Annotated in this window: 21 protein-coding genes; 2 read left to right on the top strand and 19 right to left on the bottom strand. The window is 72.1% G+C overall.

Annotation, left to right across the window (positions count from 1 at the left end; genetic code table 11):
* The first annotated feature begins 114 nt into the window (after nucleotides 1-114).
* Nucleotides 115-633: a murein hydrolase activator EnvC family protein gene (locus tag MTQ10_RS15545; protein ID WP_247468013.1), complete on the top strand. Its 519-nt coding sequence runs from the start codon at nucleotides 115-117 to the stop codon at nucleotides 631-633.
* A gap of 131 nt (nucleotides 634-764) precedes the next feature.
* Here the strand turns inward: MTQ10_RS15545 and MTQ10_RS15540 are convergent, their stop codons facing one another.
* The 18 genes from MTQ10_RS15540 to proS form a co-directional block, all read right to left on the bottom strand.
* The gene (locus MTQ10_RS15540; RefSeq protein ID WP_247468019.1) at nucleotides 765-1,322 is read right to left on the bottom strand and encodes a TetR/AcrR family transcriptional regulator; all 558 of its coding nucleotides are present in this window, start codon (nucleotides 1,320-1,322) and stop codon (nucleotides 765-767) included.
* A gap of 134 nt (nucleotides 1,323-1,456) precedes the next feature.
* The gene (whiG, locus tag MTQ10_RS15535) at nucleotides 1,457-2,299 is read right to left on the bottom strand and encodes an RNA polymerase sigma factor WhiG (RefSeq protein WP_247468011.1); all 843 of its coding nucleotides are present in this window, start codon (nucleotides 2,297-2,299) and stop codon (nucleotides 1,457-1,459) included.
* Between the two features lie 292 nt (nucleotides 2,300-2,591).
* Nucleotides 2,592-3,755, bottom strand: coding sequence for a DNA-processing protein DprA (gene dprA / locus MTQ10_RS15530; RefSeq protein ID WP_247468016.1), 1,164 nt, complete (start codon nucleotides 3,753-3,755; stop codon nucleotides 2,592-2,594).
* 125 nt (nucleotides 3,756-3,880) lie between these two features.
* Entirely contained in the window at nucleotides 3,881-5,509 is a 1,629-nt protein-coding gene (locus MTQ10_RS15525; RefSeq protein WP_247468008.1) for a YifB family Mg chelatase-like AAA ATPase, read from the bottom strand.
* A 1-nt stretch (nucleotide 5,510) separates the two neighbouring features.
* Nucleotides 5,511-5,900, bottom strand: a complete 390-nt coding sequence (locus MTQ10_RS15520; protein ID WP_247468005.1) for a YraN family protein — start codon at nucleotides 5,898-5,900, stop codon at nucleotides 5,511-5,513.
* Between the two features lie 144 nt (nucleotides 5,901-6,044).
* Complete coding sequence (locus MTQ10_RS15515; RefSeq protein ID WP_005311352.1) at nucleotides 6,045-6,353, bottom strand: DUF2469 domain-containing protein; 309 nt, start codon at nucleotides 6,351-6,353, stop codon at nucleotides 6,045-6,047.
* Between the two features lie 56 nt (nucleotides 6,354-6,409).
* A complete protein-coding gene (locus tag MTQ10_RS15510; RefSeq protein WP_247468003.1) occupies nucleotides 6,410-6,940 on the bottom strand; it encodes an NUDIX hydrolase in 531 nt (176 codons plus the stop codon).
* Entirely contained in the window at nucleotides 6,930-7,706 is a 777-nt protein-coding gene (gene lepB, locus MTQ10_RS15505) for a signal peptidase I (RefSeq protein WP_247468000.1), read from the bottom strand. The genes MTQ10_RS15510 and lepB (MTQ10_RS15505) overlap by 11 nt, the downstream gene beginning before the upstream one ends.
* 88 nt (nucleotides 7,707-7,794) lie before the next feature.
* Nucleotides 7,795-8,763: a signal peptidase I gene (gene lepB, locus MTQ10_RS15500; protein ID WP_247467996.1), complete on the bottom strand. Its 969-nt coding sequence runs from the start codon at nucleotides 8,761-8,763 to the stop codon at nucleotides 7,795-7,797.
* A complete protein-coding gene (gene lepB, locus MTQ10_RS15495; protein WP_247467993.1) occupies nucleotides 8,651-9,742 on the bottom strand; it encodes a signal peptidase I in 1,092 nt (363 codons plus the stop codon). Before lepB (MTQ10_RS15495) ends, lepB (MTQ10_RS15500) begins: the two co-directional genes overlap by 113 nt.
* On the bottom strand, nucleotides 9,735-10,430 hold the full coding sequence (gene lepB / locus MTQ10_RS15490; RefSeq protein WP_247467991.1) for a signal peptidase I: 696 nt from the start codon (nucleotides 10,428-10,430) through the stop codon (nucleotides 9,735-9,737). The genes lepB (MTQ10_RS15495) and lepB (MTQ10_RS15490) overlap by 8 nt, the downstream gene beginning before the upstream one ends.
* A 45-nt stretch (nucleotides 10,431-10,475) precedes the next feature.
* A complete protein-coding gene (gene rplS, locus MTQ10_RS15485) occupies nucleotides 10,476-10,826 on the bottom strand; it encodes a 50S ribosomal protein L19 (RefSeq protein ID WP_076091320.1) in 351 nt (116 codons plus the stop codon).
* Nucleotides 10,827-10,960: 134 nt separating this feature from the next.
* The gene (gene trmD, locus MTQ10_RS15480; RefSeq protein WP_247467987.1) at nucleotides 10,961-11,794 is read right to left on the bottom strand and encodes a tRNA (guanosine(37)-N1)-methyltransferase TrmD; all 834 of its coding nucleotides are present in this window, start codon (nucleotides 11,792-11,794) and stop codon (nucleotides 10,961-10,963) included.
* Nucleotides 11,791-12,336 carry a ribosome maturation factor RimM gene (gene rimM / locus MTQ10_RS15475; protein WP_247467984.1) on the bottom strand — a complete coding sequence of 182 codons (546 nt, stop codon included), beginning with the start codon at nucleotides 12,334-12,336 and terminating at the stop codon, nucleotides 11,791-11,793. The genes trmD and rimM overlap by 4 nt, the downstream gene beginning before the upstream one ends.
* Before the next feature lie 216 nt (nucleotides 12,337-12,552).
* Nucleotides 12,553-12,792, bottom strand: coding sequence for an RNA-binding protein (locus MTQ10_RS15470; RefSeq protein WP_003973401.1), 240 nt, complete (start codon nucleotides 12,790-12,792; stop codon nucleotides 12,553-12,555).
* Nucleotides 12,793-12,794: 2 nt separating this feature from the next.
* Nucleotides 12,795-13,214 (bottom strand): 30S ribosomal protein S16, encoded by a 420-nt coding sequence (rpsP, locus tag MTQ10_RS15465; RefSeq protein WP_110631126.1) that lies wholly within the window; start codon nucleotides 13,212-13,214, stop codon nucleotides 12,795-12,797.
* A gap of 371 nt (nucleotides 13,215-13,585) precedes the next feature.
* Entirely contained in the window at nucleotides 13,586-14,182 is a 597-nt protein-coding gene (locus tag MTQ10_RS15460) for a hypothetical protein (protein ID WP_247467982.1), read from the bottom strand.
* Nucleotides 14,183-14,442: 260 nt separating this feature from the next.
* Nucleotides 14,443-15,858, bottom strand: coding sequence for a proline--tRNA ligase (proS, locus tag MTQ10_RS15455; RefSeq protein WP_247467979.1), 1,416 nt, complete (start codon nucleotides 15,856-15,858; stop codon nucleotides 14,443-14,445).
* 207 nt (nucleotides 15,859-16,065) lie between these two features.
* Here proS and MTQ10_RS15450 point away from each other — a divergent pair, with 207 nt between their 5' ends.
* Entirely contained in the window at nucleotides 16,066-16,923 is an 858-nt protein-coding gene (locus MTQ10_RS15450; RefSeq protein WP_247467976.1) for an SAM-dependent methyltransferase, read from the top strand.
* A gap of 186 nt (nucleotides 16,924-17,109) precedes the next feature.
* Here MTQ10_RS15450 and MTQ10_RS15445 read toward each other — a convergent pair.
* A partial coding sequence (locus MTQ10_RS15445) for an ATP-dependent metallopeptidase FtsH/Yme1/Tma family protein (protein WP_247467973.1) occupies nucleotides 17,110-18,285 on the bottom strand: 1,176 nt, incomplete at its 5' end.

The raw sequence follows: 18,285 nt of genomic DNA, 5'->3' as shown, positions 1-18,285 counted from the left end.
CCACCTGGGCCGTCGGATGGGCCGGAGCCGGACGGAGGGGCCGCGCCGGACGGAGGGGCCGCGCCGGACGGAGGGGCCGCGCCGGACGGAGGGGCCGCGCCGGGCGGAAAGCCCATGCCCGGCGGAGAGCCCACGCCGGACGGAGAGCCTGGGCCGGTGCAGGGGGGCGGGTCGAGCGATGCGCCGGTCCCGGCCCTGGCGCGGTTGTGGCCGGTCGGGGTGCGCCCGGCGGTCGTACGGGGCTGGGATCCGCCTTTGACGCCGTACGGCCGCGGGCATCGCGGTGTGGATCTGGCGGCACCGGCGGGAGCGCAGGTACGGGCGGTGGCGGCGGGCCGGGTCGTGTTCGCGGGCCGGGTCGCCGGAAGGGGCGTCGTGTCGCTGGCCCTCGCCGGTACGGATCTGCGGACGACGTACGAGCCGGTGCGGGCGACGGTGCGGAAGGGCGACGAGGTCACGGCGGGGGACGTCGTCGGCACGCTGGAGGCGGCCGGCGCGCACTGCGCGGGCGGCTGTCTGCACTGGGGTCTGCGCCGGGGCGAGCGGTATCTCGATCCGCTGTCCCTGCTGCCCCCGGCGCTCCTGCGCAGAGCCCCGTCACGCCTGCTTCCGGTCCTGACGCAGCACCCGTAGTGCCCGTGGCTCCCGCGGCACCACCGGCCCGACCGCCGGGGCGGCGCGGCATGGTGCGATGCGGTGGCCCCGTAACCGGCGAACGACCATCGGCGGCGCGGCGCGCACCCGCAGCCGGCGCCCCGGCGAGGTCAGGCGGACACGCCTCGCAGTGCCATCGACACCGCGGCGTCCGCGATCACGTCGGGGTTCTCGGCCGCACCCAGTTCCAGGCGTCGTACGGCCGTGTCCACGAGCCCCTGGAGCAGCATCGCGGCGAGGCGGGGCTCGCGGTGACCCAGGTCGGCGAGGGCTTCGACGATCATCGAGATCAGTCCGCCGTGAGCGGCCCGGATCTTCTCGCGGGCGCCCGCGTCCAGCTCGCTCGCGGAGATGGCTACGACGGCCCGGTGCCGCCGGTCACCGACCAGCTCCAGCTGCTTGCGCACATAGGCCTCGATCTTCCCCTCGGCGGTGTCGGCGGCGGCCATGGCCGCCTCGACCTCGGCCGCCCACACGGGGAAGTCGACCGCGCACAGTTCCTCGACGACGGCGGCCCTGGAGCGGAAGTACTCGTAGACGGAGGACCGCGCCAGGCCCGTCCGCTGTGCGAGCGCGGGGAAGGTCAGGGCTTCCGTCCCGCCCTCGGACAGCAACGACCGGGCTGCGTCCAGCAGGGCGGCCCGCTGCATCGACCGGTGCTCGGCCACGGAGGCCGCTCTGATCCTTGGCACGCCTTCCACTGTACGGACGGGCCCGGCGGTACGGGAGCGAGTACGGCAGGACGCGGCGGCGAAGGCGGCGGTACGGGAGCGAGTACGGCAGTACCGCGACGCGTACGGCGTCAGCGGCCGAAGGCGGCGAGCTTCGCCCGTAGCTGAAGCACCGATTTGGTGTGGATCTGGCTGACGCGGCTCTCGGTGACGCCGAGGACGTTGCCGATCTCGGCGAGGGTCAGGCCCTCGTAGTAGTAGAGCGTCACCACGGTCTTCTCCCGCTCGGGCAGGGTGTTGATGGCCCGCGCGAGGAACCGGCGCAGCTCGCGGTCCTCGGCCACCTCGACCGGGTTGTCGGCGGCGGTGTCCTCCAGCGTGTCCATGAAGCTGAGGCCGTCGCCGCTCTCGCTGCCGACGTGCAGCAGCTCCTCCAGGGCGACCACGTTGGCCAGGGACAACTGACTGAACACGGCGTGCAGTTCGTCGACGCGGATGCCCAGCTCGGCGGCGACCTCCTGTTCGGTGGGGGTGCGCCGCAGCCGCGCCTCCAGGGTGGCGTAGGCGCGCTCCACGTTGCGGGCCTTCTGCCGCACGGATCTCGGGATCCAGTCCAGGGCGCGCAGTTCGTCGATCATGGCACCGCGGATGCGGGTGATCGCGTAGGTCTCGAACTTGATCTCCCGGTCGATGTCGAACTTCTCGATCGCGTCGATCAGGCCGAAGACGCCGGAGGAGACGAAGTCGGCCTGTTCGACGTTGGGCGGCAGCCCCACGCTCACGCGTCCCGCCACGTACTTCACGAGGGGCGAGTAGTGCAGGATCAGCTGCTCCCGCAGTCGCTCGTCTCCCGTCGCCTTGTACGACCGCCAGAGCTCGTCGAGCGTGGAGGGAGCGGGCGGACGCACGCTGCCACCGTCGCGGGCGGCCGGCGGGACCGCCGCCCGGTCGGAGCCGGAGGTGTGCTGGGGCATTCGTCGCCTTGTGCCGTTCTGCCGTGAATCAGGTCGGGTCGTGGTGGGTGGGTGCAGCTGTCGGTCTGGTGTCGAGTTGCCGGCCTGTCGGCCGATGTGTGCCGGAATCCTCGTGAGCGTAGCGTGACTGGACTGTCGCGGTGTGCGAAGGGCGAGGCGGACTCCCCGTGCCGGGGCCTTCCGCCGCCCTTCCCGCCCGTCACCGACGGTCGCTCTGTGTGACTCCGAGGGGCGTCAACTGCCGGAATTCCCAAGGGGGTAGGCGTTCCCCCGGACGGCCGAACACGCTGCGTCAACACGGGTCCGCGCGGTCGCGGACGGATGCCACTGCCTGGCGTGTCAACTTCCAGCCGTCGCCGAGCCGTTCGACGTAACCAAGTGCTCGTAGTTCGTACAGTTTCGCGATCGCGTCCTCGGGTGTGGTCTGCGCGCCTCGGGCGATCTCCGCCGTGTCGGCCGCGCCCCGGCCCGGCAGGGCGGCCAGGACCTGCCGGGCGCCGGGTTCCAGCAGGTCCCGCGGGAGGACGGGGCCGCGTCGGGCGGGTGCGAGCTCTCCGATGCCGCCGACCAGTTCTACGACCTCCGCCGCGTCGGTGACGAGGACGGCGTCGCCGCGCAGCAGCTCGTGCACCCCGGCCGAGAGTGCGCTGGTGGCGGGGCCGGGGACGCCCATGGTGTGCCGGCCGAGCCGCTGTGCGGCGCGGGCGGTGACCAGGGAGCCGCTGCGGTGGGCGGCCTCGACGACGACCGTGCCCGCGGTGAGCGCCGCGATCACCCGGTTGCGCAGCACGAACCGGCTGGGCGTGGGATGGTCGCCGGGTGGCAACTCGCCTACCACGAGGCCCTGTTCCGCGATCCTGTTGATCAACTCGGTGTGGCCCCGCGGGTAGGGCCGGTCGACGCCGCAGGCCAGGACGGCGACGGTGGCACCGCCCGCACCGAGGGTGCCGCGGTGGGCGGCGCCGTCGATGCCGTAGGCGCCGCCGGAGACGACGACCCAGCCGCGTTCGGCGAGGCCCGCGGCGAGAGCGGCGGCCATGTGGGCGCCGTACGGGGTGCAGGCGCGGGCGCCGACGACGGCGACGGATCTCAGCGCCCACATCCGCAGGCTGGGCCGGCCGCGCACCCAGAGCCCGATCGGCCGGGCGTCACCCAGGTCGTCGAGCTGCCGGGGCCACTCGGGGTCACCCGGCGCGACGAACCGCGTCCCGGCCCGCGCCGCCGTGTCCAGGTCACGGCGGGGGTCGGCGCCGGCGGCCCGGGCCCGCAGGCCGTCCCACCGCCGGCCGCTGACGCCGGGCAGCGCGGCCCCGCGCCCCCGCAGCCGCCGCACCACTTCGAGCGGCCCGAGCTCACGCACCCACCGCCCACCGACCTCGTCACCGGGTTCGAGGACCCGACTGAGGAAGGCCCGAGCCACCAGTTCCTCGTCGGCCTCACCGACGGCGCCGGTCAGGGGTGTGTCCCGGGAACGGTCGACGTGGTCGGCGGCACCGGTCGTACCCCGCCGACCGCCGGCCCGACCCACCGCCCCGGTCAGGTCCGCACCCCGACGACCCTCACCCGGCTCCACCACCCCCGTCACGTCAGCGCCCCGATCGTCAGCGGCACGCCGCGCGGTACGCCGGTACGCAGTTGCAGGGCCAGGGCGACGTCGGTGGCGTCCGGCCGGTCGTGGCCGACGAGGTCGGCGACGGTCCAGGCGACGCGCAGCACCCGGTCGAGGCCGCGGGCGGTGAGCAGCCCGCGTTCGAGGCTGCGTTCGGCCTCGTCCATCGCGCCGGGCGCGGGGCGCCAGCGGGTGCGCAGCTCGCGGCCCGGCACTTCGCCGTTGGTCAGCCAGGGGCTGCCGGCCAGTCGTGCCGTGGCGCGTTCGCGGGCGGCGCGGACCCGGTCGGCTACGGTCGCGGTGCTCTCCCCGCCCGGTCCGCGTCCGGCGAGTTCGGCACGGCCTACGGGTTCGACCTCGACACGCAGGTCGACGCGGTCGAGCAGCGGGCCGGAGAGCCGGGCCTGGTAGCGGCGGACCGCCGACGGCGGGCATTCGCAGGAGGTGTCCCGGCGCGAGAAGCGTCCGCAGGGGCAGGGGTTGGCGGCGAGGACCATGAGGAACTTCGCCGGGAAGCGGACCACGCCGGTGCTGCGGGCGATCACCACGTGCCCGGATTCCAGTGGCTGCCGCAGGGCGTCCAGCGCACGCACCCCGAATTCTGGGGTTTCGTCCAGGAAAAGCACCCCTCTGTGTGCGAGGGAGACCGCGCCGGGCCGTGCGCTGTTCGTGCCGCCGCCGACGAGGGCCTGCATGGTCGCGGAGTGGTGCGGGGCGCAGTACGGGGGTGTGTCGATCAGTGGTCTGCCCGGTGGCAGCAGCCCGGCGACCGAGTGCACCGCCGTGACCTCCAGTGACTCGGTCCGGGTGAGGCGGGGCAGGACGGTCGGCAGTCGCTCGGCGAGCATCGTCTTGCCGGCGCCGGGCGGGCCCTCAAGGAAGAGATGGTGGCCTCCGGCGGCGGCCACCTCCACGGCGGTGCGCGCTGCGTGCTGTCCGACGACGTCGGCCAGGTCGGGGGCGTGCTGCTGGTGGCCGGGTCCGAGGTGCATTCCGGCGGCGGCGTCCGTGCCGGGCAGGCGCAGGCCGGACAGGAGCGGGTCGGGGCGGCTCGGTTCGGGCGCGTCGGCTTCATCCTCGGGTACGGGCTCGTCGGTGAGGACGGCGATCAGCTGGCGCAGGCTGCGCACGCCGAGCACCGACACACCGGGGACGAGGGAGGCCTCGGCGGCGGCGCACTCGGGGACGACGACCTGTTCGTACCCCGCGTCGGCCGCGGCCAGCACGGCGGGCAGGGTGCCGCGTACGGGCCTGACCCGGCCGTCGAGGCCCAGCTCGCCGATCATCACGATGTCGGCGAGGACGCGCGGGTCGATGCGTTCCGCCGCGCCCAGCACCGCGCAGGCCACGGCCAGGTCGAAGCCGCTGCCCGCCTTCGGGACGGAGGCGGGGCTGAGTCCGACGGTGAGTTTCTTCTGCGGCCACTCGGCGCCGGAGTTGACCACCGCGGCCCGCACCCGGTCGCGGCTCTCGGAGAGGCTCTTGTCGGGGAGGCCGACCAGGGTGAAGGCGGCGACGCCCGGTTCGAGGTCGGCCTGGACCTCGACGACCACGCCCTCGACTCCGAGGAGGGTCACCGAGCAGGTGCGTGCGAAGCCCATGTCAGGCCACCCCCCGCACATGCTCGACGACGGGTGCGCCGCGCGGGGGCAGGACCACACCGACCAGGTCGATGCGGACCCCGCCGGGCGGGGCTCCCCCGTGGGTGTGCATCCAGTGCTCGGCGAGGGCCCGGAGCCGGTCGGCCTTGGCCGGGGTCACGGCGGCCATGGGATGTTCGTAGGTCTCGGCCCTGCGGGTCTTCACCTCGCACACGACCAGGACGTCCCCGTCCCGGGCGACGATGTCGATCTCGCCGGATCGTCCTGCCCGCCAGTTGCGGGCCAGGACCGCCATGCCGGACGCGGTCAGGCGGCGTGCGGCCAGTGTCTCGCCGTAGCGTCCGAGTGCGCTGCGTGCCTGCTGGGTGTGACGGATGTGTCGGGTGTTCATGTCGGCACCACCTCCGGTGCCAACCGTCGCCCGAACCCCGCCGACTGTTGGATCTTGGTGCGTTACCGGCCGGTTGTGGACAACTCCCTCACTCGTCCGGGTGAAATCCAGGGGCGACCGGCCCCTTTGCCCGACGGGTGCGCATCAGCTGCCCGGCAGCTCCAGATCGCTCTTGTTCAGCTCCTCGATGTTCACGTCCTTGAACGTGAGCACCCGCACCTGCTTCACGAAGCGCGCCGGCCGGTACATGTCCCAGACCCAGGCGTCCGCCATGGACACCTCGAAGAACACCTCGCCCTGGACCGAGTGCACCTGCATCTCGTAGTCGTTGGTCAGGTAGAAGCGCCGCTCGGTCTCGATCACGTATTTGAACAGACCGACGACATCGCGGTACTCCCGGTAGAGCTTCAGCTCCATCTCGGTCTCGTACTTCTCGAGGTCCTCGGCGCTCATGGCATGTTCCCCTTCAGCCGTGCGATCCCCCCATTGTGCGCCAGTCCCGGTGCCCTCTAGACGATTTCCGTCTCCAGGGTCACGGGCCCGGCCGGGGCACCTTCGTCGAGCAGCACGCGCAGCAGCTCGGCGAGTCTCGTCGGGTACACCGTCTCATGCGTCCGGCTCAGTTCCGCACAGGTCCACCACCTCGCCCCGACGACACTGCGCCGCTCCAGCTCGGTGAGGGCCGCGGCCCGGGTCGCCGTCGTCGTCGTACGGGCCAGGTAGTACCACTCGTCCTGGTCCCAGCGGCGGCCCGCGAACGGGAACGAGCACTGCCGCCGCCACAGCACCGGGCCCAGCTCGACCTCGGTGATGCCCGTCTCCTCGGCGAGTTCCCGCAGGGCGGCCTGTTCACGGGTCTCGTCGCCCTCCACACCGCCGCCCGGTGTGAACCACCAGTCGTCGGCCGGGTCGCCCGGCTCGTGGCCGTGCAGCAGCAGGATGCGGTCGTCGGGGTCGAGCAGCACGACCCGCGCCACCTTCCGCAGATCCCGCGCCTCTTCCCTCGTCTCTTCCGGCTCCCCGGCGTGGTCAGCGGGCACCGGCGGGCTCCGTCGTACGGGCGGTGGAGCGGGAGCGGGCGCCCAGCCGCTTGGCGACCGGCCCGTACGCGCCGCCGCCGAGGACGAGGACCGCGCCGCCGATCACCAGGGCGACGATCGTGCGCAGCGGGCCCGGCTCGGACAGCGGACCCAGCGCCTCGAAGCCGGTGGGCCGCTTCAGCATGCCGCCCCATGGCCACACCACGGCGTCCACACGGGCCGTGACCGCGCTGCGCGCCACGGTGCCGCCGGCGGCGTCGGTGAGGTGGGCGGTGGAGTCGAGGGAGCCGCGCCGCTCGTCGCCGAGCAGGAACAGCCGGCCCTCGGGCACCGTCACGGTGGGGAAGCCGGTGATCTCGGCCTGGCTGCCGGCGGGGAGGTACGGCTCGTCGATCTGCTTGCCGTTCACGGTCAGCTTGCCGTCGGTGCAGCAGGCGACGGTGTCGCCGCCGACCGCGACGACCCGCTTGACGACGGGGGCGTTGCTCACCCAGGTCCTGTCCGTGAAGACCACGACGTCACCGCGGCGCACCTGGTCGCCGTCGACGCGCTGCGCCAGCACACGGTCGCCCGCGCCGATGGTGGGTGTCATCGAGCCGGTCGGCACGGTGTACGGCCGGTAGACCACCGCGCCCCAGACGAAGCCACCGAGGAACAGCACCAGGCCCAGTGCCACCGCCAGCCCGGACAGCCGGTGCCCGAGCCGGCCGCCCGCCGGGGTGCCGGGGCTCTTCGCACCCGCGCGTATCGTGCTCTCGCCGCTCATGGGTCCGCACCCTACCCGGCAGTACCGAGCCCGGCCCACCCACCGGCCGGACTCGGAAGGTCAAGAAGTGACCATCAGCGGCGAGTGCTCAGTCCTGCCGGCGACGGCGGCGCCACAGCGCCACCGGCACCACTCCGGCCAGCGCGAGCGCGTCCGGGGCGACCGTCAGGGAGCGCGCGGAGGACGCGGCGGGCGACTGGTCGCCCAAGCCGGGCTGCTCGAAGGTGTCCGGGACGGGCAGCGTGCCCCAGCGGTTGATCGGCCAGGCCTTGACGATGGCACGGCCGACGACCTTGTCGACGGGGACGAAGCCGTGGTTGCGGTCGTGCTGGTTGTAGCGCGAGTCGCGGGAGTTCTGCCGGTGGTCGCCCATGACCCAGATGTAGCCCTCCGGCACCTTCACCGTGAACTGGCCGCCGTCCTCGCCCTCGCTGCACGGGGTGTTGCCCGGGTAGACGTACGGCTCGTTCAGCGCCTTGCCGTTGACCCTCATCGGGCCGGTCCCCTTGCAGGAGACGGTGTCGCCGCCGACGCCGATGACCCGCTTGATGAGGTCCTTCTCCTCCGCGGACGGCATGAGGCCGATCCAGCTGAGGACCTTCTGCAGGGCGTTCGGCTTCGGCGTCGGCTCGCCGGCCAGCCAGTTGTCCGGGTCGTGGAAGACGACGACCTCGCCGCGCTCGGGCTCGGAGCCGAACCAGGGGGTGAGTTTGTCGACGAGGACCCGGTCCCCCTTCTGGAGGCTGTTCTGCATCGACTCCGAGGGGATCGAGAACGCCTGCACCAGGAAGGTCTTGATCAGCAGCGCCAGGATCAGCGCGATACCGATCAGGATCGGCAGCTCCTTCCAGAAGGAGCGGGGCTTCTTCGGTCCGCCCGAACCGGCCTCGCCCCGGTCCCCGCTCCGGTCGTCGCGGGCCGTGCCGTCGTCGGCCGCGCCCGCGTCACTCCCGCCGGTCAAAGCGCTGTCCGCGGCCGGTGCGGCCGACTCCACGGGGCGTCCGCGATGCTCCTCGCCGTCGTGTCCCGACCGTGCGCCAACCGCCACATCCCCCACGCCAACTCCTTACTCTCTGCCGCCGCCCGCGCCGCACTCGGCGCAGGCCCACCACTCCCATAACGAGCGGGAGTTCCGCAGGGATCGGGAGAGGGACCGCTTGGTTCACTTCGTCGGGGGCAACCCTATGCGACACCGGTGCGGCCACGGTCGACCCGGAGGTCGAGTCGGTCACCGAAGCGTAGGTTTTCGGCTCGTCGAGGGTGCTCCAGTGGCCGAGCGGCCAGGCGATCACCATGGCGCGTCCGACGACTTCGTCCTCGGAGACCGTACCGCCGTAGTCGGTGTCCTGGTGGGAGCGGGAGTCCGCCGAGTTGGCGCGGTGGTCGCCCATCACCCACAGCCGCCCCTTCGGGACGGTGATGTCGAAGGGCGTGTCGGAGGGGGCGTTGTCCGGGAAGAGGTAGTCCTCGTTCAGGGGGACGCCGTTGACGGTGACGCGGCCCTGCGCGTCGCAGCACTTGACGTGGTCGCCGCCGACGCCGACGACCCGCTTGATGAGGTCCTTCTCGTTGTCGGACGGCAGCAGGCCGATGAAGGTGAGGGCCTCCTTGACCTGCTTGACGACGACCGGGTCGTCCTTCTTGCGGGTGGTCTGCTCGTCCTGCAACCAGCCGCCGGGGTCCTTGAACACCACGACGTCCCCGCGCTGCGGCTTGGAGCCGAACCACGGGGTGAACTTGTCGACGAGGACCCGGTCGCCGATGCGGATCGTCTGCTCCATGGAGCCGGACGGGATCACGAACGCCTGGACGAGGAAAGTCTTCAGCACGAGCGCTATCAGCACGGCGACGCCGATGAGGAGCGGGATCTCCTTCACGGCGCTGCGCCTGCGCCGGCGCTTGACCTTTTTCTGCAGCTTGCGGCGCTCCGCGCGGGTGCGTCCCGCGACCGGGGAGGAGGTGCGCCGGGCGCCGGTGGGCAGAAGGTTGTCGGCGGGGCTCTGGGGGACGCCCCGGGGTTTGCCGCGGCTACCCATGGGCGCCCTCCGCGGCGGGCACACGCGCGTACGCGTCGGGGCGGTGCAGGCGCCTGGCATGGGAGAGCGGCCATACGATCCAGTCGGCGCGGCCGACGACCGCGCCGACCGGCACCATGCCGCCGCCCGGCGAGCCGAGGTGGTCGCGTGAGTCGCTGGAGGCGCTGCGGTGGTCGCCCAGCAGGAAGAGCCGCCCGTCGGGCACGACCACGTCGAACGGCACCGTGGACGGCTCGTCCCCCGGGTACAGGTAGGCGGACTCGTCGACCGGCCGGCCGTTCACCGTGATCCTCCCCTCCTTGTCGCAGCAGACCACGTGGTCTCCCCCCACACCCACAACGCGTTTGATGTAGTCGGCGTCCCCGAAATACCCGGTGCCGTCGAACACAATCACGTCTCCGCGCTGCGGCTCGGCACCGAAACGGTACGCCAACTTATTTACGAGGACGCGGTCCCCGATCCTCAATCCGCTCTCCATCGATCCTGACGGGATCTCGAACGGCCGGGCCACGAGCAGGTTGAGGAGCAGCGCGAAGAGCAGGCAGACCAGCGCGGTGAGGGTGATCCTGCCGCCGGGAAGCCGGGCTGTGACACGGGACAGGAACGCAAAACGCGACCGTCCCTCCGTGTCCCCGGGTGCGGGGTCGGAGGGGCGGTCGCGTTCCGTCGGCCGTGCTGCGGTGTCCATCGGGGCCAGATGCTATCCGGCCCGGCCGGGCACGCCCGCGCGAGATCAGTTCTCGCGCTTCTCCTTGATCTTCGCCGCCTTGCCGCGCAGGTCGCGCAGGTAGTACAGCTTGGCGCGGCGCACGTCACCGCGGGTGACGAGCTCGATCTTCTCGACGATCGGGGTGTGCACCGGGAAGGTGCGCTCGACGCCGACGGAGAAGGAGACCTTGCGGACGGTGAAGGTCTCGCGCACGCCGGAACCCTGGCGGCGGATCACAACGCCCTTGAACTGCTGCACACGGGAGCGGTTGCCCTCGATGACGCGCACGTGGACGTTGACGGTGTCACCCGGGCGGAAGGCCGGGATGTCGCTGCGGAGCGACGCGGCGTCGACGGAGTCGAGCAGGTGCGACATGTCGTCTGCTTTCTTCGCTGATGCCACAGGTCATCAACGGGAACTAGATGGTTCTGGGAAGTGCTGCCGTCGTCGGAGCGGGCGTCGTCTCCCCCTGTGGCAGGGGCGCACACCGGACGGCGGACAACAGCGGCCTATTCTTCCACGCCGTCGGCCCTGCGCCAAAATCGGCCGTAGGGCTCGCCGTCGGGGTCGGGTTCCCAGCCGAGGACGGAGAGCATCTCGCGGTCCTTCTTGTCGAAGGCCTTGGGCTCGCACCGCTCGATGAGGTCGGGCCGGTTCTGTGTGGTGCGGCGCAGGGCCTGGTCGCGCCGCCAGCGGGCGATCTTCCCGTGGTGGCCGCTGAGCAGCACCTCGGGGATGTCCCGGCCGCGCCACAGGGGCGGCTTGGTGTAGACGGGGCCTTCGAGGAGGTTGGCCATGGCGCCGGGGGCGAAGGAGTCGTCGCGGTGGGACTCGGCGTTGCCGAGGACGCCGGGCAGCAGCCGGGCGACGGCCTCGGTGATGACGAGGACGGCCGCCTCGCCGCCGGCGAGGACATAGTCGCCGATGGACACCTCGTACACGGGCATACGGGTGGCGTACTCGTCGATGACGCGGCGGTCGATGCCCTCGTAGCGGGCGGGCGTGAAGATCAGCCAGGGCCGTTCGGAGAGCTGGACGGCGAGGTCCTGGGTGAAGGGCCGGCCGCTGGGGGTGGGCACGATGAGGGCGGGGGTGGCGGCGCCGGCCTCGTAGCCGTCGGCGAGGACGGTGTCGAGGGCGTCGCCCCAGGGCTCGGTCTTCATGACCATGCCGGGGCCGCCGCCGTAGGGGGTGTCGTCGACGGTGTGGTGGCGGTCGTAGGTCCACTGCCGCAGGTCGTGCAGGTGCACGTCGAGGCGGCCACGCGCGCGTGCCTTGCCGACGAGGGAGACGTTCAGCGGCTCCAGGTACTCGGGGAAGATCGTGACGACGTCGAGTCTCATGCCTGGTCGTCCCTGGTGGAGGCGATCTCCGCGCGGTCGTCGATGAGGCCGGGCGGCGGGTCGATGACGGCCTTCTGCTCGGCGAGGTCGATCGCGGTGACGATCTCCTCGACGAAGGGGATCATGACCTCGCTGCCGTCGGGCCGTTCGACGATGAACAGGTCCTGCGAGGGCAGGTGGGAGATCTCGGTGATCCGGCCGACCTCGGTGCCGTCGGCGAGGACCACGTCGAGGTCGATCAGCTGGTGGTCGTAGTACTCGTCCTCCCCGTCGGGCAGCTCGTCGGGGTCGATGTCGGCGATCAGGAGGGTGTTGCGCAGCGCCTCGGCGGCGTTGCGGTCGTCGACGCCCTCGAACCGCAGGAGCAGCCGGCCGCTGTGGACGCGGCCGGAGGCGATGGTGAGGGGACCCCGGGAGGCGGGGTCGGTGGCGAGCACGGCACCGGGGCCGAGCCGCAGTTCGGGCTCGTCGGTGCGGACCTCCACGGTGACCTCGCCCCTGATGCCGTGGGCGCGGCCGATCCGTGCGACTACCAGCTGCACGTCTTCCATTCTCCTGTCAGTACGACTGCGGCCGGGACGGCCGGTACGGCATCGAGGCGGCCGTACGACGCCGGGACCGGGCCGATGGCGAGGCGGCCGGAGAGCCGTCCGGTGTACGGGGCCGGAGCGGCCGTTTCGGCGCCGGGCGGCGATACGACTGCGGGCCGGGGACGGCCTCATGGCCCTCCCCGGCCCGAGCCGGTGCTGTGCGAAGCGTCAGCGGACGTGGTCCACGTCGACGAGGTCGACGCGGACTCCGCGACCGCCGATGGCGCCCACGACGGTGCGCAGAGCGCGTGCGGTACGGCCGTTGCGGCCGATCACCTTGCCGAGGTCGTCGGGGTGGACCCGAACCTCGAGCACACGCCCGCGACGCAGGTTGCGAGAGGCGACCTGCACATCGTCAGGGTTGTCGACGATGCCCTTCACGAGGTGCTCGAGAGCCTCCTCGAGCATGCTCAGGCCTCGGTCGACTCGGACTCGGCGGCAGCCTCGTCCTTCTTCTCAGCCTTCTTCTTCGGGGTGATCGCCTCACCCTTGGCCTCGTCGTCACCGCCGAGGGCCTCGAACGACGGACGCGCGGGCTTCTCGGCCGGCTGCAGCAGCGGCGCCGGGGCGGGCTCGCCCTTGAACTTCTGCCAGTCGCCGGTCTTCTTCAGGATGGCGAGCACGGGCTCGGTCGGCTGAGCGCCGACGGAGAGCCAGTACGCCACCCGCTCGGAGTCGACCTCCATGACCGACGGGTTGTACGTCGGCTGGTACTTGCCGATCTCCTCGATGGCCCGGCCGTCACGGCGGGTACGGGAGTCGGCGACGACGATGCGGTAGTGAGGCGAACGGATCTTGCCCAGACGCTTCAGCTTGATCTTGACTGCCACGGGAGTGGATTCTCCTGGAATTGACGTGGTTGGGCACGGCGGGTTCGCCGCGTGGGGTTGCGGTACCCGAATGCCCGATGGACGCGTCAGCCGGAGGAGAGAGGGGTCCTGTGCGGCTGTCGAGTACAGCTAGCCATTGTGCCATACCCCGGGGACCCCTTCCGGCGCAGGGCCGGGACGTATGCATGACAACGGACGCGGGGCGAGGGCGCGGACGGCGAGAACGGGGCCTCACCAAGGACGCGGGCGCGGGGCGGCACGGCCGCGGACATGCCGAGATGCCGCGCGTGCTGCGGACACGCGCGGCACCCGTACGGCGCGGGGCCGCACCGGCAGCCACGAGATGCCGGTACCCGGTCACCCGCCGTCCGTCACGCCGCCCCCGCCACCTCGGGGATGCGGAACGGCTTGCCGCAGCCGCCGCACACGATCGGCGCCTGGGCGAGGACGGACGGCACCACGCGCACATTGCGGCCGCAGTCGCACACGGCCTTCACGCGGACGCCGCCGCCGGAGGAGCCGTGCCGGGCGGCCGGGCCGCGGAAGGCCCGGGTGGTCTCCGCGGAGGTGGCCGCCGAATGGGCCTTGAGCGCCCGCTGGAGGCGCTCGATGGTGGAGCGGTAGCGCCGCTTCGCCTCGGGGCTGAGCGTGACCAGGGAGAAACCGCTGCTCGGGTGCGGCTCGTCCGGGTGGTCCAGACCCAGCTCCTCGGCGATGGCGAGGAATCTGCGGTTGTGGTAGCGGCCGGCACGGGAGGTGTCGCGTACGCCGCGCGCGGCGGCGATGCCATGGACTGCCTCATGGAGCAGTCGCTCGAAGGAGAGTTCGTGACCGCACGCGGACGACGACTCCCCGATCAGTGACTCGGGTGCGGCAAGGTCCGGCAGCTCGGGGTGGTGCCGCTGAATGTCGGCCCACGCCTGCGCCAGCTCTGCGGCGAGTACAGGTGGTGTCTGTGTCGTGCTCACGTAATGACAACGAACCTGGGGCCCTGTGTGTTCCGATTCCGGGGCATCCCAAATAATTTGCACGTACCCGTCAGTTGGCGCTGATGCGTCCTGACGAGGGCGGGTGCGCTGATCTGCGGAGAAGCCGCCCAGGTCGTAGTAAGGCGGTACGTAGTCCGACGTACGCCCCGGCGCGTAGAGCCACTCCACGCGCCGGGGAGGCGATGCGCGCCGTGCGCGCAAGAGGTGTTTCGGACGCGTCCGCGCCCAAGGGCTCTGCCTCAGTAAGCGCGCGCGACGATCGCGACGTTACCCGGTGCGTCCCCGTCGGCCGGCACCGACCCGTCCTCGGCGACCAGACACCGCACCGTCACGGCGTGATCGGCGAGCTTGTTCTCGCCCTCCTCGCCGAGCACCGCCCACGGGATGCGCGCCCAGCCGCCGGAGGTCGCGGCCTCGACGGCCTCCTCCAGGGTGGAGACATCGCTGGTACGGGACTCGCGGCGGTCCCGCGACTGCTTCAGCAGCAGCGCCTGGTCCTCCTCCAGGATGCCCGGCAGCATCCCGGGCAGCGCGTCCAGCGCCACCGGCTCCTTCCCGCCGGGGATGCGCCGCGCCAGCATCGCGGTGCCGTTCTCCAGGTCGCGCGGGCCGATCTCCACCCGCACCGGCACACCCTTCAGCTCCCAGTCCACGGCACGCCGGCCGAACGGCACATCGGTGCGGTCGTCGACATGGACGCGGACCCCGGCCGCCCGCAGCCGGTCGCCGACCTCACGCACCTTGGCCAGAACCGCCTCGTCGCCCTTGATCGCCAGGACGACCGCCTGGATCTGCGCCAGCCGCGGCGGGACCCGCAGACCGTTGTCGTCGCCGTGCATCATCACCAGCGCGCCGATCATGCGGGTCGTCGAGCCCCAGGACGTCTGCCAGACCAGCTCCTGCCGGCCGTCCTTCGACAGATACGAGGTGTTGAACGCCTTGGCGAAGTTCTGCCCCAGCTCATGACTGGTGGCCATCTGCAACGCCTTGCCGTCGCCCATCATCCCCTCCAGCGTGAGGGTGTTGACCGCTCCCGCGAACCGCTCCTTGGCGGTCTTGCGGCCGGGCACGACGTCCATGGCGAGGACGTTCACCATGAAGTCCTCGTACACCTTCCGGTGGATGTGCGCGGCGAAGTCCCGCGCCTCCTCGAACGTGGCGTGCGCGGTGTGGCCCTCCTGCCACAGGAACTCGCTGGTGCGCAGGAACAGCCGGGGCCGCAGCTCCCAGCGGACCACGTTCGCCCACTGGTTGATCAGCAGAGGCAGATCCCGGTAGCTCTGCACCCACTTGGAGAAGTAGTCGTTGATGATCATCTCGGAGGTGGGGCGGACCACCGCCGGCTCCTCCAGCTCCTTGCCGCCGCCGTGCGTCACCACGGCCAGCTCGGGCGCGAAGCCTTCGACGTGGTCGGCCTCCTTGACGAGATAGGACTGCGGGATCAGCAGCGGGAAGTACGCGTTCTGGGTCCCGGTCTCCTTGATCCTGGCGTCCATCTCGGCCTGCATCCGCTCCCACAGCCCGTACCCGTACGGTCGGATGACCATGGTGCCGCGCACCGGGCCGTTGTCGGCCAGCTCCGCCTTGTTGATCAGATCCTGGTACCAGCGCGGGAAGTCCTCGGCGCGCGGTGTGAGCACGGGTGTCTTGGCCATGGCGCGATGGTACGGGCCCACGTTGCCGACATGTGAAATCTCGCCACCCCCGCCCCGGGACGCAAACCGGAGGCCCGTTCCACTGGACGGCCGCGCGGAGGCGGAGTTTCCTGGCATACGGGGGAAGTGAGAGCGCACTGCACAGGGGGGCCATGCACACGCACATACGGGCACAGCGGCAACTCTCGGCGATTGGGGCGCTTACCTATGACACCTACGCTCGTGCGGCAACCGGTTCCACACGCGGGCCCCGCTCCCCGCGTGGATCTGTGTGCACGCGCGCGTGACTGGTCCGAGATCCAGGAACGCATGCTGGTCCCGCTCTACGAGGCCGTCTACGAGCGTCTTGAAGTGGGTCCCCGCACGCGACTGCTGGGCCTGGGCTGCGGCTCGGGTCTGGCCCTGCTGATGGCCGCCGCGCGCGGCGCGGAGGTCACCGGCGTCGAGTGCCACTCCCCCGAACGGCTCGCCCTCGCCCGCGAGCGGCTCCGGCCGGAACCCGCCGGCGCACACGCGCGCGGCGGCCCACGGCTCGTCGAGGGGGCCCCGCACGACGCGGCCGGCGCCCGCCCGGCGCCGTACGGGCTGGTGACCGCGTTCGAACCCATCGGCTGCCTGGCCGGAGACGCGAACGAACTCGCGGAGCTGCTGACGGACGCGATTCCGCTCGCCGAGCGCGGCGCGGCGGTGGTCCTCTCCGGCTGGGGTCCGCCGGAGCGGTGCGCCACCTCCTCGGTGCTGCGGGTGGCGGCCCGGCTGGCCGACCCGCTGCGCACCCCGGGCGGCTGGCGTCCGGCGCTCCGCGACGACCTGGAGGAGGTCGCCGGGTGGGCCGGTCTGGTGCCGGACGGCTCGGGCCGGGTCTCCTGCCCGTTCGGCTACCCCGGCACCGACGCCGCCGTACGCGGGCTGCTGTCCACGGGGCTGTTCGACGCGGCGGTCGTCACCGCCGGGCAGGAGCAGGTGGAGAAGGAGCTGACCGAGGCCCTGCACCCGCACCGGCGCGCGGACGGCACGGTGTGGATGCCGAACGTCTTCCGGTACCTCGTCGCGCGCGTGCCCTGACCGGCACGGCACGGCACCGGACCCCTCGGGCACCTTCCCGCGCGCGTGCCGGCACCGCAGCCCTTCGCACGCCACCGGACACCGGCGCCGTCGGCGCACCTCCACGCGCGCGTGCCGACACAAGAACGGTGCGCACACCACCGCGCGCGTCCCCGGGTCTCCCCGTACGGCCGCACCATCGCGCCGTCAGGAGTCGTCCTTGGTCAGCCGGGTGATGCCGGCGATGCGGTAGGCGTCGGCCTCCTCCAGCGTCTCCCGCTCCAGCAGCGCCTCCGCCAGGGCATCGAGCCGACCGCGGTGCTCGGCCAGCTTGCGGCAGGCCTCGTCGTAGCAGTCGTCGACGATGCGCCGCATCTCCGCGTCGATCACATCGAGGGTCTCCGGCGCGGCGGCCAGCCCGTACGCCTGCTGGGCGTCGCTCGGCAGCGCCGACAGCCTGCCGACGCGGTCGCTCATGCCCCAGCGGGCGACCATGCCGCGGGCGATGTTCGTGACCTGCTCCAGGTCGTTCTCCGCGCCGGTCGTCACCACACCGAAGACGACCTGCTCGGCCGCCATGCCGCCGAGCGCGCCGATGATCCGGCCCCGCAGGTACTCCTCGGTGTACGCGTACCGGTCGGTGTCCGGCGTGGACAGCGTCACGCCCAGCGCCCGCCCGCGCGGCACGATGGTGATCTTGCGGACGGGGTCGGCGCCCGGTTGCAGCATGCCGAGCAGGGCGTGCCCGCTCTCGTGGTAGGCGGTACGGCGCCGCTCCTCCGCCGGCATCACCAGCGCCCGCTCGGCGCCCAGTTGGACCTTCTCCAAGGCGTCGGACAGGTCGGACGCGGTGACCTCGTGCCGCCCGCGTTTCACGGCGAGCAGCGCGGCCTCGTTGGCGAGGTTGGCGAGTTCCGCACCGGTCATGCCCGGGGTGGTGCGGGCGACCTGGGCGAGGTCGACGTCGGGGGCGAGCGGGATCTGCCGGGTGTGGATGCGCAGGATCGCCTCGCGTCCGCCCCGGTCGGGCGGAGACACCTGCACGACCCGGTCGAAGCGGCCGGGCCTGGTCAGCGCCGGGTCGAGAATGTCGGCGCGGTTGGTGGCGGCGATGACGATGACGCCCTCCGAGCCGGAGAAGCCGTCCATCTCGGTGAGGATCTGGTTCAGGGTCTGTTCGCGCTCGTCGTGCCCGCCGACGCTCGCGCCGCCGCCGCGCGCCCGGCCGATGGTGTCGATCTCGTCGATGAAGATGATCGAGGGGGCCGCCTTGCGGGCCTCCGCGAACAGCTCCCGCACCCGTGAGGCGCCCACTCCGACGATCATCTCGATGAACTCGGACGCCGAAGCGGAGAAGAACGGCACCCCCGCCTCCCCCGCCAC

It is taken from the genome of Streptomyces sp. XM83C (genome assembly GCF_023072675.1).
GTDB classification, from domain to species: Bacteria; Actinomycetota; Actinomycetes; order Streptomycetales; family Streptomycetaceae; genus Streptomyces; species Streptomyces thermocoprophilus.
This window is presented reverse-complemented; position numbering and strand designations above follow the sequence as displayed.